13 protein-coding genes and 1 pseudogene are annotated in these 18777 nt (G+C 33.3%); 2 read left to right on the top strand and 12 right to left on the bottom strand.

What is annotated here, in order from left to right:
- Positions 1 to 105: 105 nt before the first annotated feature.
- Both ACOMA8_RS12465 and ACOMA8_RS12460 read right to left on the bottom strand, forming a co-directional pair.
- Positions 106 to 3867: an FtsX-like permease family protein gene (locus tag ACOMA8_RS12465; RefSeq protein ID WP_421371150.1), complete on the bottom strand. Its 3762-nt coding sequence runs from the start codon at positions 3865 to 3867 to the stop codon at positions 106 to 108.
- A 10-nt stretch (positions 3868 to 3877) separates the two neighbouring features.
- Complete coding sequence (locus ACOMA8_RS12460) at positions 3878 to 4579, bottom strand: ABC transporter ATP-binding protein (RefSeq protein ID WP_161899344.1); 702 nt, start codon at positions 4577 to 4579, stop codon at positions 3878 to 3880.
- A gap of 121 nt (positions 4580 to 4700) precedes the next feature.
- Between ACOMA8_RS12460 and ACOMA8_RS12455 the strand changes: the two genes are divergently transcribed.
- Positions 4701 to 5294, top strand: a complete 594-nt coding sequence (locus ACOMA8_RS12455; RefSeq protein WP_421371148.1) for a TetR/AcrR family transcriptional regulator — start codon at positions 4701 to 4703, stop codon at positions 5292 to 5294.
- A gap of 558 nt (positions 5295 to 5852) precedes the next feature.
- Here ACOMA8_RS12455 and ACOMA8_RS12450 read toward each other — a convergent pair.
- The 6 genes from ACOMA8_RS12450 to ACOMA8_RS12425 form a co-directional block, all read right to left on the bottom strand.
- Entirely contained in the window at positions 5853 to 7259 is a 1407-nt protein-coding gene (locus ACOMA8_RS12450) for a hypothetical protein (RefSeq protein ID WP_421371146.1), read from the bottom strand.
- Between the two features lie 3 nt (positions 7260 to 7262).
- Positions 7263 to 8285 (bottom strand): hypothetical protein, encoded by a 1023-nt coding sequence (locus tag ACOMA8_RS12445; RefSeq protein WP_421371144.1) that lies wholly within the window; start codon positions 8283 to 8285, stop codon positions 7263 to 7265.
- A gap of 423 nt (positions 8286 to 8708) precedes the next feature.
- Positions 8709 to 9371, bottom strand: a complete 663-nt coding sequence (locus tag ACOMA8_RS12440; protein WP_421371142.1) for a hypothetical protein — start codon at positions 9369 to 9371, stop codon at positions 8709 to 8711.
- A gap of 278 nt (positions 9372 to 9649) precedes the next feature.
- A complete protein-coding gene (locus ACOMA8_RS12435) occupies positions 9650 to 9928 on the bottom strand; it encodes a hypothetical protein (RefSeq protein ID WP_421371139.1) in 279 nt (92 codons plus the stop codon).
- 16 nt (positions 9929 to 9944) lie between these two features.
- Positions 9945 to 11849, bottom strand: a complete 1905-nt coding sequence (locus tag ACOMA8_RS12430; protein WP_421371136.1) for a hypothetical protein — start codon at positions 11847 to 11849, stop codon at positions 9945 to 9947.
- 406 nt (positions 11850 to 12255) lie between these two features.
- Positions 12256 to 12702 carry a thioredoxin family protein gene (locus ACOMA8_RS12425; protein WP_421371134.1) on the bottom strand — a complete coding sequence of 149 codons (447 nt, stop codon included), beginning with the start codon at positions 12700 to 12702 and terminating at the stop codon, positions 12256 to 12258.
- A gap of 441 nt (positions 12703 to 13143) precedes the next feature.
- Between ACOMA8_RS12425 and ACOMA8_RS12420 the strand changes: the two are divergent.
- Positions 13144 to 13374 (top strand): annotated as a pseudogene (locus ACOMA8_RS12420) (tyrosine-type recombinase/integrase); the annotation flags it as partial.
- Positions 13375 to 13960: 586 nt separating this feature from the next.
- On the opposite strand, the gene ACOMA8_RS12415 reads toward ACOMA8_RS12420, so the two are convergent.
- The 4 genes from ACOMA8_RS12415 to ACOMA8_RS12400 all read right to left on the bottom strand — a co-directional run bounded on the left by ACOMA8_RS12415 (position 13961) and on the right by ACOMA8_RS12400 (position 18751).
- Positions 13961 to 14776, bottom strand: coding sequence for a DUF2971 domain-containing protein (locus ACOMA8_RS12415; RefSeq protein ID WP_349733958.1), 816 nt, complete (start codon positions 14774 to 14776; stop codon positions 13961 to 13963).
- A gap of 223 nt (positions 14777 to 14999) precedes the next feature.
- The gene (locus tag ACOMA8_RS12410; protein WP_349733960.1) at positions 15000 to 15467 is read right to left on the bottom strand and encodes a hypothetical protein; all 468 of its coding nucleotides are present in this window, start codon (positions 15465 to 15467) and stop codon (positions 15000 to 15002) included.
- Between the two features lie 177 nt (positions 15468 to 15644).
- Positions 15645 to 17555 (bottom strand): ATP-binding protein, encoded by a 1911-nt coding sequence (locus ACOMA8_RS12405; RefSeq protein ID WP_349733961.1) that lies wholly within the window; start codon positions 17553 to 17555, stop codon positions 15645 to 15647.
- Positions 17552 to 18751: an SIR2 family protein gene (locus ACOMA8_RS12400; protein ID WP_349733963.1), complete on the bottom strand. Its 1200-nt coding sequence runs from the start codon at positions 18749 to 18751 to the stop codon at positions 17552 to 17554. The genes ACOMA8_RS12405 and ACOMA8_RS12400 overlap by 4 nt, the downstream gene beginning before the upstream one ends.
- Between the last annotated feature and the right edge of the window lie 26 nt (positions 18752 to 18777).

Genomic DNA, 18777 nt, shown 5'->3' with positions numbered 1-18777 from the left:
CGAAATTGAGAGAACCTCTTTTTACTTTTCTGTAAAGCGCTAATTGACTGTCAGACTGAAGGCTTTCCCAGTATCCAGATCAGTGGGCCTCTCGTCGTAAGAAAATCAATCCACGGACTTCAATGCTTCCAACATATCCACGTTTTTCAAGCGATAGTTGACAACAAAGCCTAAAATTGCAGTCACCAGCGCAATAATTATCGCTGGAATCACAAAGCTTGTTGTACCTAAAGCCGGATTAAACATGACATCATCTGGCGGCACAACCGTAATGATATAACGATGGAGTGCTTCACCAATCCCAAATCCAGCTAATACTCCGAGAATTGTTAAGAGAATCGTTTCTCGGTAAATATACATCGTCACTTCCCCATCGTAAAATCCAAGAACTTTGATCGTAGAAAGCTCACGAATTCGCTCGGAGACATTGATATTGGTCAAATTATACAGGATAACAATTCCCAATAGAGCGGCAATCACAATCAAGACTTTCATGATTTTGTTTAATGAATTCACGATAGTATGCACTTGATTAATCATTGTCGTATTTTGGACGACGCCTTTTACACCGGCAAGATTCATGAATTTCGCCGCTTGTTTTTCTGTATTGCCAAGGGAGTTATTTTCTAAATTCACTAAATAGGCATTCGTTTGATAATCCGTTTCAAAAATACGGGCATAGCTTGTCTTGCTGGCAAAGACAAAATGTCCCATATACAGCTCAGCAATCCCGCTAATCTTCAGCTTACGGCTAATATTCTCGCCATCCTCCAGAGTAATTGTGTCTCCTATTTGCACATTCAATAATTTTGCCAATCGTTCTGAGACAACCACACCATCATCTGGGAGTGTCAGGTTTGCCCCACTTTTGCGATTATCTAAAGACACATAATTTGGCAGTTTTTTCGTATCACTTGGAACAATTAGCTTAATCTCTTGGGCATCTTTGTTAGCTCCTGCTATTTTTGTCATGGATTCAAAGTGAACTCCCAAAGATTCCTTCACTTCAGTTTCTTTTAATTGATCTTCTACCTCGGTCTTTTGTTTAGCTAGCAGGTGATCGGTTTCAGCGATGATCATATCGTAGTGAATAATTTCACCGAATTGTCGTTCACTGATTCCACCAATGGAATGTTGCACGCTAAAGCCGGCGAATAGCAATGCCACGGCTCCGGCTACCCCAAAAATCGTCATCAGCATGCGCTTTTTGTAACGAAAAATATTTCGAGCAGTTACTTTGTGAGTGAAGCTCATTTTTTTCCATATAAACGGCATTCTTTCCAATAAAATCTTGGAGCCGGCTGCCGGTGGTTTAGGCAATAGCAATGTGGCCGGCTGCTCCTTCAACTCACTTGCTGCGACTAACCAGGCGGGACCAACAGAACTGATGACCGCCAATAATATAGCAACCAGAGAAATTCCCGGATTGAAATGCAGTTCAATAGTTTGGAACACAAATCCATCGTGATAAGCATTATACACAATAAGAGGTAATAGCGTATGCCCCAGAATAATCCCGATGATTGTTCCTAGTAAGCTTGATACTAATCCATAAAAAGTGAATTTCTTCAAAACATCTTTATTGGAATAACCCAGTGCTTTCAGTGTTCCTGAGTTGATTCGCTCTTCATCAACAAAACGCGCCATCGTTGTCGAGGTGACTAATGCCGCAACAAAATACAAGAAAATCGGGAACACATTGGCTAAAGCATCGACAATTTCTGAGATGGTACTATACATTTTGTACCCCTCGCTACCGGGAATTTCACGGCGACTATCCAAACTGTAAACTGGCGCCTTCAACTTGTCTAGTGTCTCTTGCGCGTCGTTTAGTTTTTCCTCGGCCTCTTCGATTCCTTTTTTGGCATCTGGTTCTTTCTCAGCAAACGCTTTTTGCTTTTCCGCCAATTCATCTTTTGCTTCTGACAAATCCGTTTCCTTGTCTGCCAGTTCTGACTTGGCAGCTGCTAATTTGTCTTTATTTGCTTGGTATTCCGCTGATTTCGTATCTAGCGTCTCCACTCCTTGGGTCCATTGGGCTAAGCCCGCATAATAGGCCGCTTGATTTTGGTTATAGCTGGCCAAGCCGCTATTGTACTGGGCAAGAGCTGCTTGATACTCCTGTTCTTTTTCAGCCAACACTTGTTGATTTGCAGCAATCGTTTCTTTGGCTGCTGCTAATTGCTGCTCGCCGTTAATTATCTGAGCCTCTGCTGCGGTCAGCTGTTGTTGTCCTGTCCTGATTTTTTCAGCTGCTTGGTCCAACGCTTTCTTTTGAGCTGCCAATTCTTTTTTCGCCATCTCCAGCTTCGTTTTACCAGGAGTGTAAGTATTCGTTTTAAAGGCATCATATTCTGCTTGAGTAGCCGTTTGTTTTATTGTCAAAGCAGCTAATTGCTTTTGAGCTTCCGCTTTTTTCTGGTTTAGGGTTTGCTGTTGGGCTGCTAATTGCTGTTTTTGGTTCTCTGGTAAGTCCGGCTGTGCCAGAGCTTTTTCAATATCTACTAATTGTTGCTGGATTTGGCTGAGTCCGGCATTGACCTGATCGATACCAGTGGATAATTGTTGCAAGCCAGATTCATACTTATCCTTTCCGGTCTCTAATTGTTGCTCATTTTTTTCAATCTCTTTTTCTGCCACATCATATTTGCTCTTTCCAGCACTATACGTTACTTGTGCAGTGTCAAGTTGTGCCTTTTTATCCGCGTATTCTTGTTTTGCTGCGGTTAGCTCGGTTTCTTTTTGAGTAATTTGCCTTTGCCCGGAATCCAGTTGGCTTTTGCCATCTGCAATTGCATTTGCGGCTTCAGATAATTGGAGCGCCCCAACATCTAATGAACTTTTAGCCCTGTCTAACTGACTGTTTCCTACTTGTAGTTGTGTCCATTTTTCCTCTAGCGTTGTTTTACCTGACGACAAGGCTTCTTTTGCACTGGCTAATTGCGTTTCCCCTTGACTTATGGCGTCCTGCGCCTGCTGAATCTGTTCTTGACCAGCTTTCATTTTCAACTCACCAGCAGTCAATTGTTTTTTAGCATCTGCTAATTGTTTTTTAGCATCATCGATTTTCTTTTGTCCGGCGTCAATTTGTTGTTGATACTCTTTTTGAATAGCTGCCAACCGAATTTCGGGTTGGTTTTCTAACAATTTACTTAATGCCTCTTTATGGGCTTGAATCTTATTCGTGTAGTCATCCGAATACGGATCCACAGCAACTGTATCTTTAAAACTCATCCTGGCAAGCATGTAATATGGAGAATCAAAGGTCTCTTTCGTAACAACGCCATACCCTTTTAATTCACCACTACCAGCTGTGGACTGGCCCATATTAACGTTGGAGAGAATTTCTCCTGAATAGACGAAGCCCACAATCTTGAAATCATTCATTTTTAAGATTTTCGTTCCCGTAGCATCCGCTTTTTCAGCCACTTTAAAGGTGTCACCAATCTGGTACTTTTCATTATGAATATTGTCTAAGGCAATTTCATTGGCATTCTCCGGCAGCCGGCCCTTCACCAAGTGATAGCCAGATAAGTCTTTTCCCATTGAATACAGACGAATACTTTCATCGCTGCCTTTTATAACCACGTCTTTTAAGTAGCCGTATTCAATATGCTGAGTCCCTTTGGTTTTATTGAGAGTCTTTACGTCAAAATCATCCAAGCCAAGCGGACTGATTACAGTGATATCGGCACTATCTAATCTATTCACATAATTTTCGCCGGTTGCCCGCATGTCGGGTCCGGTCACTTTTAATCCGACCAATGCAAAGGAACCTAACAACATCAGTCCAACTATCGAAAAGAATCGTCCTTTAGACTTTGAAATAGATTTGAAAACGTCCTTCCAAAGCATTTTCTTCTTCATTTTGTATCACCTACCATTCAATGTCTGCGATTGCCGTTGGATTTGGGTTTAGATCGACACTTTGAACCTTGGCATCTCGCATGCGAATTACCCGGTCCGCAATCGGTGCAATTGCTGCATTATGGGTTACGATGATCACCGTCGCCCCCTGCACCCGGCTCATGTCTTGTAGGATTTGCAGCACCTGTTTCCCAGTCTCATAATCCAATGCACCAGTTGGCTCATCACACAATAGAATTTTAGGATTTTTAGCCACTGCTCGAGCAATCGAAACACGCTGCTGCTCCCCACCTGAAAGTTGCGCAGGAAAGTTATTGATCCGATCAGCTAAACCGACATTCTTCAAAGTCGCCACCGGATCGGCCGCCCCTTCAACAATTTCAGAGGCCAGCTCTACATTTTCTTTAGCCGTCAAATTGGGAACTAAATTGTAAAATTGAAAGACAAAGCCCACATCCTCGCGACGATAACGGGTCAACTGTTTTGCGTTATAACCTGAAATATCCTTGCCGTCAATGAGAATTTGGCCCTCGTCATTGGTATCCATGCCACCTAAAATGTTCAGCATCGTTGATTTTCCTGCACCTGATGCTCCTAAAATGATCGCTAGTTCACCTTTTTCAACTTCAAAGCTGACATTATTATTTGCAGCAATAATCGTGTCACCCATCTGGTATCTTTTCCAACTATTTTTTACCTCGATGTAACTCATTTGACTCACTCCTTGTAATTAAAACACCGTGTTGATTTAACGATGGACTCAGTATAGAATGAGTAATAGAAATTGGCAATTGACACTACTAAGCGAAGTGTTCATTTAAGGAGTGACTACGTTGAAAAAACGTCAAACATCAACAAAAAATGATATTCGGAAAACCTTTATCGATTTATTAAACACGAAAGGATTTGATAATCTAACCGTCAGCGACATTGCCCGTGGTTCTGAGATTAATCGGGGAACATTTTATCTTCATTATGTAGATAAGTATGACTTATTAGAAAAATTGGAAATGGAAATTATCTATGATTTAAAACAAATTATGTTGTCAGATGATGCATCCACTCCAACCATGCATGGTCAAACCATTGATTTAGTCCCTTATGATCGGATTGTAACTGCCATGCATTATATAAAAGATGACTTCCCCTTTGTCGCGGCACTGGCAAGTAAAGGCGGCGATCCTAATTTTCCCACCCTTATCAAAGAAGTGATGGAAGAAATGATTCATGCCCAACTTGAAGCCACAAATCAACTGCTGTTTCCCAAAAAAGAAATCCCGGAAGACTATGCCATGGAAATTCTTTTATCCAGCATCATCGCCATTATTATGGTTTGGATTCGCAAAGGCGCCACGGAAACACCAGAGCAAATAGCCGCTATGATCGATCTCGCAAAAAGAATCGCCCCTTATGAACTTTTGCTGTGAGGATACTGTATTAAACCATATTTTAGCTGGAGTAAGAGCCAAAAGAACGGAATTTCTTTTGGCTCTTTGCCTTACAAAATAAATGGTTAAAGCCGTACCTTCAGTTTAATCTGAACTTTCTAAGTTGATCCGCTGCCCCCATGACAGGCGAGAAGTAGTCTACTTATGGAAGGGTTAACTATTGGGATCAATAGGTAGACAAAAAAGAGGCTCTTCCGGATAAAGGAAGAGCCTCTGAACTGTTGACACAACAGCATTCTAAGCAAGTTAGAATTATTCCGCAGCGTTGGCGTCCTTGAGACCGTATTGTGTGTTTCCTAAAAATCTGGTTGTATCTAGCATAACACGAACCGATTTAAATCAGCTTTCAGACAAAATATAAAACCTTGTTAATTGTCAATAAAACTTGTTCGAGAAGGTCAAAAGTATGGTCAAAAAACTCGCCAGTGTATTATTCTTTCAGGATGATCGAGATAATATAGATAATTTATCAGAACTAATCTGACTATTTGAAATTCGAGTGAAATCAGAATTTTTAAAATAGTTATCACTGATTGGCTATACTAACTTAATAATAAAATACATCATTAATACTATTTCTATTACCCATGCAAGAAATACAACTAACGAATAGTAAAAAATATATTTAACTTCTGCGTTAATAACCTCATCAGGCAAATATTTAAATACATACTTTTCTACGAGGTTTTCAGATAACATATTTCTTAAATCTTTATAATCCTTTTTCAACCGTTTAGTCTCAATAAATGTTTGAAGAACTGTCAATAATAAGTAAATTCCAAAAACACCACAGATAGCTAGACCAGATACTTTTAATATACTGGTTGCACCAAGATTATTATTATTAATTTGTTTAACTAAATAATTCGAAATAAAAAAACCTAACATAGTAAAAGAATTTGTCTTAAATATAGAAACTACATTACTTCTCAGTTCTTTAAACTTTTTTTGATTTTCTTTGATTGCCACTAAGGCTTTATCTTGGGCACTGATAAACTTATCTAGTTCCTTATTAATAAATTGTGAATATGAAAATAAGACCGATTTATATACATCATTATCAAGTAATACAACATCGTTGAAGCTTTCAATCATAAAATATCGAACAATTTGAACTTTATCAACAATTATTTCTGAATACACCCATCGATAAATTTCATAAGCTTTATTATAAAAATTCGATGACAAAGAATCATACTTGATCAGTTCTTTATGCCTTTCTTTTGATTTTATTTCAATTTGAAAGCTAAAATTATCATTAAATTTAGTACTATTTACCAAGAAAACGATAGAAAAAAATATTTTACACTTCTCAAACTTATTTATGAGTTCCATATACTCTAAATTTTCTATTTGATTCTCAAAGTCCTCTGGAACAAATTTGACATCATTAAAATCTATCAATTGACCAATATCATGAAATTTATTTAATATCTTGTATCTTTCAATGTTCTCTTTTATCTTTCTTGGAACTTTTTCTCCAGAAATTTCAAAAGTATTACTAGAAAAAATTTTAACATCTGGTTTATCTAAAACAGAAAATTTTTCAATACCTTTTTCAAAAATATACTTGCTTAAAATTCGAATCAATTCAATAAAATTTCGTTCAATCAAGAATTTCTCAAAAAATTTTAAATTGTATACAGATAAATAACCATTTGATACTCTTTTATTCACTTTTAAATATAGAGTTACTTTGCCAGTAAAAAGAGTCAAGTCATCCTCATTATTTATCTCTTCTATAGATAATCGATTATCCTCATATTCCGTCTCATAAAAAACTATGGTCACTTTATCTCTACTTGTAACCATTTCAAATATTTCAGATTTAATTTCAGAAACAATTTGATAATCAATATTTGCATACTCTTGCTTAAATTCAAAAATAGTCATTGTTTCTTTTATGTTGTGGGGTGTCTTGAAAAATTCAAACATTTTTTTCATACTCTACCTCTTAAAGCTTTCATATACCTCCGAAGTGACATCTAAAATTTGTAAATGAAAATGACCTTCATCATCTCTAATTGCGATAATATCATCTCGTAAATTTTCAATATAACCGTTAGTTTTCAGTTCAATATTCTCTTTTATTTTATAAACTTTTTTCATTTTGGCTTTTATGATATCTGGAGAAATATGAAATTGGGTATCAAAATTGGGTTTCTTCTCTATATAACTTTTTTCAAAACTTGACTTGATTTTTTCCATATTAATTTCCTCATTGTGCGGCCTATACTCGCCAAATATACGCTCTTTAGCTTCTGTAATCGAAAAAACCTCATTTGTTCTAAGATATCCAATCAGATTATTCCTTAATTCAACACCATCAGCTTTAGATATTTTTGTTACTTGTCGATTAATGAATCCCTCAATCGCCATAAATGCTCTTTTTGTATTTTTTTCATTATCACTGATAGGCTTTAATTCTAAAAACTCATCAAACCAGAAAGTGGAAATATTAGGATTTGAGTCGGATAATGTTATTGAAACCTCATTATTATCTAAAAACTGAAAATAGGCGATTTTTTGCCCGGGTTTTTCCTCTGGTAAGCCTACTTCCCGTTCATAAGTAACACCATTTAAATATCGGGACCTGTCAATTTTAGATATTAAAAATCCATTACTATTTAAATAAAAAATAATATTTCCTTCTCTCAATTTAACCATAGGATAACGTTCAGAAAACTTCCGTTGAGCAATAAGCAAGTTCTCTGCTAATGCATCACAAATTTCAATAAACATTTCTTCTAATTTGTCGTCATCACTAATAGTATTCAAAAGATTATCAATCAAACCTTTTGTTCTCACTAAATCACTTTGATATATATATTCCCGATTATTTTTTCTCACCTCATTTTCCTCAATCAATTCTTTTGAATATTCCTTAAGCTCACTGGATACTTTTGTGACATTCTCAGCTAAGTCGCTTGTTGAGTTCACTTTATAAATCCTTGCAAAACTATCTATCATTTCATTTAACTCCCTTTCTCAAAATACGTAATTTCTCATACTTTTAGTCTTCTTTTTAAAGATAATGATTCCTTGAAACGTTGAGTATGAACTCAAAAAAAACTCTTTAATTTAATTAGATAATATCTCCATATTATTCTTTACTACCATCATTGTCTACAATTAATCACATAACCAAAAGTCAAAAATCTTGCAAAATAACCTATTGTTTAATCTTGTCCAGATATATCTTGCTTTACTATATTTTTCTCATCTTACAAATTTTTTTCAGCAATCACTATTCCACTAGTTTAGCTTAAATGTACACAAAAAACGTTTCACAAAATAGATTGCAAAACGCTTGAACAAGAAAGTTTAAAGAAGATCAAAAGTATGATTGAAAAATATTTGGCGGTATATTATTTTATTATTCAAAAAAAGCTACTACTTTTTTTTACCTATTATTTTTTCTATATCATTTACAAAAAAAGATAATAGATTACCCTTGCCAACGGGTTTCACTCCTAAATCTTTTCGCATCTGATTCATTACTTCTTCTATCAAAATCAAATTTTTTTCTGGATTCACTTCCGAGTTTCCCTCTAATGAATTCTTCCTAAATATATTCCACTTTTTTACAACCTTAGGTGATCCCCAAAGTGTCAGCTTACTGTTAAAACTATTAATATCTTTACCCATTTGCTCATTGTTATACTCACTCTCACTCTTCTCGTTTTGAGTCAGTTTATAAACTAGTTCTATAAACTCAGAATAAGGTTCTTCTCTCTTAGCTGACAAATATTCTCTTCGCTTGTTTTTGTTGTCAGAGTATCTTGAATAGAAAGAATTTAATAACGAAACTAAACCCGTAATTAAAGCAACCAAGATTACTACATCCAGACTAGATGTCATATTACTTAGATAATCAAGAATTTTTTTTATAAGAGCAGGTACATTTTCTACTAAAAAAGTACCAATAAAAAGAAAATCTATAATCAAAAAAAACAACAGAGCATAATTCAAAATCTTATTTCTCGAATTACTATTTCCACTAAAGTATGCGATCACTAAAGTTAAAATTATACTACTCCAAAATAATATACTCATCGATAATAACTAATCTCCTTCTTTAGTTTATACTGATATTGATAAATATCACATAAGTAATTGGATACTGTGAAGTTCTTAATAATCTACTTAACTTTAATTTGGATAATTCCCTTTAATCCAATGCTTCAAAGTAAGTTTTAGTAGCTCAATTGTCCACTTCTCAAAACTAATTTATATGTGCTGAATCATCAATTCTGTGATTATTATGTGGTGCATCTAAATCAAAATAATCCAAAACCTTTAGGTATCTATGCTCCATTGTAATTCTTATTTTTTTAGCAATCTCTAGCAGTTCTAAACAAGTATATACATTTCTCGTAATATTCTTCAATGATATCACCCGTCAAACTTTCAAATGAAATTTCTATCAATCCAGATAAACTAGTTGCTGCACAATATAAATAATTAGCCTTTAATATTTCTTCAAAACTTTCATTGTGTCCAAATTCGTATCCATCCTTACTCAGTTCCAAAAGAAGTTCAGAGTTATGAGTGTCATAGGCTCTGTCGCATTTTTGTTGAAATTTTTGTAATTGCTTATCATTCCACCACATTACTTTTCTCCTCTTCTCAAGCTAAGTTTTCATTCGGATTATCTAGCATATCCAATTCTTCTGCGATTCTTATGGTGTAAAGCAACAGTATCATTAATAGCTTCAAGTAATATGACTTGGTTGCTGCTACATTTTTGCGCGCCATTCTACCATGAGTAATTTTATTTCTGATTGCTAATGAATTTCCAAATTTTTTATCGTCCATATAGAATGAGATCATATCGATTTCTTGTTCGGAAAAGAGAGTATTTCCATATCTAACGTCGCCCGACTCATGCATTCTTTGAATACATTTTAGGATTTCATCTGGGAAATATTGCAGGTTCAAATACCCTGCACTCCATAAAGCGTGTAAAGGAACAATCAAATTTTTATCTTTAAAATATAACTGGTTGGCAACATTATATCCTAGTATTTTTTCAGTGATTAATTTATCAACGTACTCAATCTGGTATTGATTGAAATCCTCTTTGGTAACACCTTCTACGACACGTAAGTGAAAAGGTTTTGATTTATTGCCTTCATTATTTGTAGCTAAGATAGATTGGTTTGAAAAAAGGAGATTACTAAGTTTAATAATTCTATTGGATTTAAAATAACAAAATTTTTTCTCATTAAATGACCGTAGACTTTGATAACTATCTCCTACAGAACCAATTTCAAAAAGTTCCTCATCTATCTCACCTTCATCATAAAACAATTCATATTGTTTTAAAATGGAATCCATTTCTGGCAATAACGCTTTGCATCGTTCATAAAAAGAAACTTGAGTTGATGATTTGGAGAAGAAGAAACCTTTTTTATGATAATTCGTTTCAATCTGAGTATTATAGAAATCAGAAAAAACCTCCTCCAAATCTACCCCATTATAATTTAAAAAATCAAAGTAAGCATAAAATACAAGATCATACAAATCCTCGATAGCCTTTTGCGAATAACGTTTAGTATAAGTATACTTTGACTTCTGCTGTGTTAATAAATCCAATAACCCTTCAGATTCATGTCCACTTCTAGCATGGGTAAATCCTTCAAGTATGTTATAAAACCCAAATACATAAATAAAGTTATTTAAAATAGATGGTGGTTCCATATTATCTAAAAGTAATTTATTATTGAATAGTAATGTAAAGTTTAGACCGTCTCCCTTTTTTAAATCAAAATCTCTATCCAGATTGTCTTGAAAACTAACTGCCATTTTTATCGGGTGACCAGTATTCTTATTAAAAATTTTGTCAAGTATTCCCTTACGAGCTCTTTCAGCTAACAACTTAACTTTAGGTGATAATTTATAGGTTTGTTTGTTGCTCCAATTCATAATGCTTTCCAAGTAGTTTGTATTTCCATCTGGCAACTCACAATATCTTCTGGCCCACTCATTTACTTTATTCTCATTAAAAGTTGTTGGGAAAAAAAAGTCTGGTTTAGTCGTTCTATTATAAAAATCAAGAAAAAGTTCGAAATACTTTGGTTTGTTTAACAAAAAGCTTTTAATTGTAAAATCATATTTTTTTACAATTCCCTCATGCTGGAGCAAATACCATGCGGGTACATCTGCCGTCTCAATAAAATTTTGAAAATCAGAGACTATAGTTTTCTTCATCAAACCAAATCTTACAAAAATGGACCAAAAATCTTTCTGATATGATTCTTCCAACTCATTATATTCACTTACCCCCTCTTCATTCAACTTATAGATTGAAAAAAACTTTCCGAAGATTGCAGATGAGTACTTCTTAAAATTTTCAATTGGTTCTGTCTTGTCGATACATCCATATGATTCTGAAAATAGTAAAACATTATATAATTCCACAATGTCTTCTAAATCTAAAGTCATATCACAATCAAAATTTTCAATAAAATTTAATATTTCTGATTTATCTTTGTTCCCATATCCGTTTCCGTAATACTTAATTCGTTCCATCTCACTCACCATGAATCTTTCTATTATTTAAATCATCCCATATGTACATAGTTGCCTAAAAATGTTAGTACTAAATAAAGATATTCAAGAAAAAAATTTTAGTAATTTCATTGTATCACGAATAAAGAAGCCCAAGAGATTTATCTCCCAAGCTTCTTTTCCTTTTAATAGAATACACGCTGAGCAGTTAGACTTTATTATAAACAAAATAACTTATTCTTCAATGTCATTACCATTCTCTTCAACATATAAAAGTATCAGAAGCAGTATTCCAATGATAAATCCGTATTCAGATATAAATGAGATTATATCAAAAATTTTTCCATGATGAATATCCAAAATATACGAACAAAAAAACTTTATTATTTTAGCGAATATTCCCAGAAAAGGAAGCAGCACATAACCTTTATTCTTCCCTTTTAACAAGATCACTAACTTCCTTAACAAACTCATTTTCACTACCCACTCCAATGATACTTCTTTCCACTTCACCATCAGCTACTTTTAGCACCGTTGGTACGGCAGCCACATCCAATTCAGTTAATATATCATCTAATTTTTCTTCATCTTCTCTTGCTTTATCCGTATTCCAATAGACAATTTCTATCTCAGTATCTAGCTTCATTTTCTTCAGGATCTTGCTAGCCTTCTGACACTCTTCACAAGTTGGACGACCAATGAATAAGATAAAGTCATTTTTCTCACCTAGCCTTTTGATAAGATCACTGGTTGTAATTGAAGAGATTTTGATTTCGTTAACAGCACTTGTATTTTTCAATAACAAAATAACGCTATAAAAAACAAGCACTGATACGATTATTATGCCAAATAGAGTTCTCTTCTTTTTACTCATAGTTTGAAACATTTAATTAAGGCCGTTAATGATGCCCCCCGAATGTCACAATCCCGCCTACACATGCTACGCAAAGTGGGGCAACTCCTGCTGCACAAGAACCTGCACAAAATGATACAATTATTCCTGCGATATATTTTGTAACACCTAGAATCACCACTATACATGCAATTTTATCAACACCCCCTCGACTTGAAACATTACTGTCTAACACGTTCTGCGCCTCTGTTAATCTACTTATTTCACTTTTAATTTCTGAGTCAGATAAATAAGGAATATCTAACTCCTCAGATTTAATTTGTTTACCATCATTAAAAACATCAACTCTAAAAAAATCATTCTCTGATTTTGTGAGTGCGGTCTCTGTATACGTATAAGATTTTAGACTAGAATCAAAAACAACTGTAAGATTACTCGCAAAGCTATAATTATCTCCTACTAAAGGAATATTTTCTAAAAATGGGAATTAAACCGGCAAAGAATGGTGAACAGCTCCTATTTGTATCAGAAGAAAATAAACCACTTTATTTAGACTATGTAAATCACAACTTGAAAATCATCCTAAATAAGAATAACTTAAAACGTATCACACCTCATCGTTTTCGTCATACCCATTGTAGTCTGCTATTTGAATCTGGAGCTTCTCTTAAAGAAGTTCAAGTTCGGTATGGCATTCAATATGGCATTCAAACGCAAAAAAAAGAGGCTCTTCCGGGTAAAGGAAGAACCTCTGAACTGTTGATACAACAGTATTCTAACCGAGTTAGAATTATTCCGCAGCGTTGGCGTCTTTGAGACCGTATTGAGAGCTGGATTGCTTTCTGGTGCTACTTGATAGGTAGAAAACAGGGTAAGTACGGTATTCTTGAGGAATTATAAAATCTAATGAAACCCAGTAAAATTTGATTGAGAAGGTCAAAAGTATGGTCAAAAAAAAACTCGCCAGTGTATTGACGTTTTAAAATCCATAGTTTTTCAGGCTTTTTTAAGCCCTAGATAGCTTAGCCGTTTTTCTGATAGCTTATGCTGCTTTAATAGCAACGCTTTCCACAGTTTAAATAATTAAAAAATCCCCTTGACTTTCAAATTATTATAAATCAATGATATTAATACTTTGTGCGCCGGAATTCGCCTTGATTTAAAATGCTTAATACATCGTATCTTCATATTAATTAATCATTTCAAAATTAACAAATATCCTTACATCGCTAATCAAAGCAAAAGATAGTTTATACCTCAAAAATATAAACTATTCAATTTATCTCACCCATCGCTGCGTTGATTGTTTTATCTTTACATTTGATAAAGTATCAGTAATAGTTGTTAATAATTGACTAGCCTCTTCATCAAAAATCGGACTTGTTAAAATCTCCATTTCACTTAAACACTCTTTCCTGAAAGGAATATCAAAATAATCGTAAGGAATAGCGACCGTCTTTATAATATTTAAAATTTGTTGAGGATTAGCCATCAATTGAGGATTAGCTGCCATAGTGAACAATCCAAACGGGAAAGCAAATAATTTATATCGCCATTCAGATTGATAATTCCAATCAATATTTTTAAATTTTCCAATTAATTTTGTTTCAAGGCGAGAACTGTTTTCATCCTCGTTATAAACACTATAACAAAGTAATTTAGGATCTTTTGTATATGTTACGGGAAATAATTCTACAATCTGCGGCATAAATTTAACTAAATTTTCTCTTTCATAGTTAGCTAATCCCTTTGTGTAGGGAAAGCCAGCAAAACTTTGAAAATCTTTCTTTTTACCACCCAATTGTATTAATTGTTCTCTAGTAAATCCTATATCTTGTACTTCTTCAAAAATATTTATTGGCAATCGTATTCTTAATCCCTTTTTAGGAGAAGTATATTCTTTCCACATAGGTATTGATTCCTTCATTTCATCAGTCCAGCAGCTGACATAACAGAATCTTCCTAAATTCCCAAAATCTTCAGTCTCCATTTCTTCCAAATCATCTACATTTTGTAAAGAATTAAACCGAAATGTTCCATTCTCTATAATAAGTTTTAACGTATCCACATTGGTATAATGATATAAGTATTCCATAACTCGTCATTCCTTTACACAACTATTCAACAACAATTACTAGTAGTACTCATTTTTATTGCCTACATTTTGAAATCAACAGAAATAAATCTGATTTTTGTGGTTTCATGGAGTGATAATGAAATAATTCCTTACTAGGAAATTCCTAATAAAATTTAGTTGTTCAATAAGCCTTTATACAGTATATATTAAACATTTCGAACAGAATTCCATATTTGATAATTTAGCTCCCGAACAAATGAAATCGTTGCTGTATTTCACGCTCTAATAGATATGCTTCTTGCTTATCCTGACATCCGAACAAATAAATTGCATGTTTATCATAATCAAAACCCTTATCATTTAAAAAGGCTCTCCCTGTAATTGAATAATTTTGTGTATCTTTGTTGGCATCTTTATTAAAATCAAAATCTACTGTACCACATTTTCCAGTTTTAGTAACTCCACAAATAAGTGGCTTACTTCCATAATTCTTGTTCTCATAACAGTTAATATATACAATATTTTTTTTGTCTTTTATTTCTTTTTCTAGTTTAAATTTCCAATGTGTGCGAGGCTGAACATTTATTTCATATCTTTCTAACTTAATGTTATATATATTTTTTAAAAATTTTGTAATATCAGTAATGGTTACATCATTATTAAGAAAATTATCTATATATATTTCCCATATACTCTTACTCTTTATCATTAGTATTCACTTCCGTACTATAAAGTAACTCAAAGGTTACTTTACGTATTTTTTATTTCTCATTGCTATTTATAAATTTGATTGAATGTACTTGTAAAATCTTCAATTGAACTTACCACTTTTCAATCTCAACTTTTAAGAATAGTGTTGATAAAAGTACGCAATAAAGCAGATAGATTAATTATTCTTTTTCATTTTCCAAATATCCAATAAAGGTGTGTTTTCGCTATTTGGAGCTTCATCCTTTTTCAATTGATCCACCTGTACAATTATCGGAAGATCAAATAGCACACCTGTTAGTATCACTTGTCCTGGGGCTAAGTTGGGAATACTTTCTTTTGAGACACTATCTAGCGAGGACATTGTTCTATCTAGAAGTCGTAGATCATTATCGTTAACTAACCGATGAATAAAATAATTATGAACTTGAGAGACAATCGTTGCAGAAATATCAGCCGGTCGTTGACTAGAAACAGTTAAGTAATATCCAAATTTTCTACCTTCTTTGATTATTTCTTCAAATACTTCTAACCTGTAATCCTTCCACTTCTCTGACTCTCTACTAGATGAATCAGAAAGAATATTATGTGCTTCATCAATAATTAAGTTAAAAATTCTGTCTCGATTATTATTTTGCTCCCTATTCATTTCATAAGTCAGTTTAGCTATAACCATTGGTATTAACATTTTCATATCTTGGTTAACATTTTTGAATGATACCACGTTGATAGTATCACGAAATATTTCTTTGTCTCCACCTACTATTTTAAATACTTTGGAAAAATCATTTACACGGGATTCAATTCTATGAAGCAACGGTGCTATATGATCATACTGGACTGTATGCTGTCTTAACTCAAATATCATTTTTAAATATGAAGCAATTTGTAAATTTTTCATTGGATTATCGATATTAAAAGTTTGTTCAGTTAGCTTTGATAAAACTTTTTGTTTTTCTTCACGTAATAAATCTTCATCTGGATTCCAATAAAAACACTGTCCAGAGTGGGTCCAACCGTCTAAATATTGTTTTGAATAAAAACTCTCATTCGTATTGTTATATAATGTATTGTTAATCCATTCCGAAACATCTTCATTTCTCAACTCTAACAATTTTAGAGTTTGTTTAAAGAGATCCAGGCTATTATTATTCGAGACAATATAAACATTAGAAAAAGCTTCAGCAATATATCGAGGTAAACTATCTTGAAAGCTTCCTTCTTCTTCAAAATAATAGTTTAAAACCCTACTTAAAAAAGGCTGTTGAGTTTGTTCAGTTGCTCCAAAAAGAACAGATAACATATCCTTATCCCAAAATCTTTCTTCGGGAATATTTAAATAGTCAATTTCTTTATCTCCATTATCTTTAATTCTATTAGTAGTCAAATTATATACTTTTTTACTATCGGTTATTGTTTTATCACCTGTATATTCACCATTAAAATCCAACAGTACAAATTTTGATTTTCCAAAATCCAACAATTGATTTTCAAAATCCAGTTTAAATAATTCGTGATATAGTTTGGCTAAAGTGTTCGATTTCCCGCTTCCTGTATTTCCAAAAATAGCTAGATGACTATTAAAAAGTCTATACCATTTCAAATTAAATCTAATCCCATCAGGCCAAACTTTTCCTATACTTATTTGTGGAATCATCAAGTCCTTCGAATCATTACAGCTTTCATATCCGCCAATAATTTTTCCTTTTTGGCTATCTGACAATAAAATGACATCATTAAATATCTGTGGAAAAGCGACCATACCTGATTTATACTCATTTCTCTTGAAACTACCAATTATTTTCACTTCAATTTCTCTTACAAACCGGTCTTTTCGAAACTCTTGTACAGTAGAATCTTTCATTTGATCATAAGCGTATTCCTTTTCCACTTTGCCAACAATTGTGTATTGCCCACGAACGATTCCCAGATATGATCCTATGATTATGCCTGAATATTTTTCTCCATGAAAGAAATGCACTAATTGACTTGTATTTTCGAAGAGTCTTATCAGTACAGAAGTACCTCTAATCTCACGAACTGCACCAACCACAAAATTTAGGGAAGAATTATCATTTGACTCATTCATCCATTTCTACCACCTAACAAATTATTTAAAAAACTAAAGTCCCCATTTACACAACCACCATCTGCCTCCTCATTAAATTTTGGTATAAATTCAACTTGGGTTCCCTTTCCCAAAGCTTCTTCTATCAATTTTTTTGATTGTTTATTGTATGCAATGACATATATTTTTAAAAAAGGGTTTACCATAGATCTTCTAACTATTTCCAATATGTGTTCATCTGCAAAAGAGAAACCAAAGACAATTAAAATGCTATCTTTTTTTTCCAACTCAAAACTTAACATCCTCAACATCTGATAGTAATGCTGTTCAAATACAGTTTCGGAAAATTTTTTCTTCGTTGGGCTTACTATGGGCAATGAGTCATAGCACTTTTTGAAGTCATTTAGTTCTCCTCCAACAATAGAATAAATTTGATTAATATAATTTCTTAATGTTTCTTCTGTAAGGTTCGTATCAAAAATAGATTGTTCAATATTTTTATTATCAAAAAAATCAATGGCTACATTTAAATCAGAAGTTTCAAAAAATGGCCAATCATCTTCCTTCTTTCTCAAAATCACTCCATTGATTGCTTCAGTACATTCTACAAGTTCTTCAAAAATTTCATTTTTTAAGCTCACTTCTATTTTTTCATTATTTTTTTTCCAGGTTACCGATCCATGTAATTTTATTAAATTAATAGTTGGAATACTTCTTTGAAATCCATCACTAATACCGGAGTGTGAAGCAGTGATATAAAAGTTTTCTGAAGAGACATATTTTTTAATGAATCCTCTACTACCGTCATTGAAAAATGTAAGTCTATTTTTTGAAGCCAGTTTATCAAATGAGACTTCAAATAAAGAATCATAATTCGTAGTAAAAATGTTTATTCTTTTTGGTTTATCAAACCCTTCATGGTTAGATATAGTAATTAAATTGGAAATAAATTTCTCATAATTTTCAAAAACCTCTTTAGGTTCACTTGGTATTTCCAATATTTGAGTTTTTTTGATCCAAAGATTGAACCATATATAATAAAGCACTATTTTTTGATTCTCATCATATTCTGTTGAAGTCAACAATTCTTCGAAAGATTTTGAAAATGATTCAATCCACAGCGTTGGGACTATCCCAACCGATGCACCAGATCCAATCAAAAAGCTAATATTTTTTCCATTAATCTCATCTAGAAAATTACTATATCTATCCTCCATGTTCTTCCCCCGTTTTTGATTTATTT

The sequence above is a fragment of the Enterococcus infantis genome, from assembly GCF_049166715.1.
Taxonomy (GTDB): Bacteria; Bacillota; Bacilli; order Lactobacillales; family Enterococcaceae; genus Enterococcus_C; species Enterococcus_C leclercqii.
This window is presented reverse-complemented; position numbering and strand designations above follow the sequence as displayed.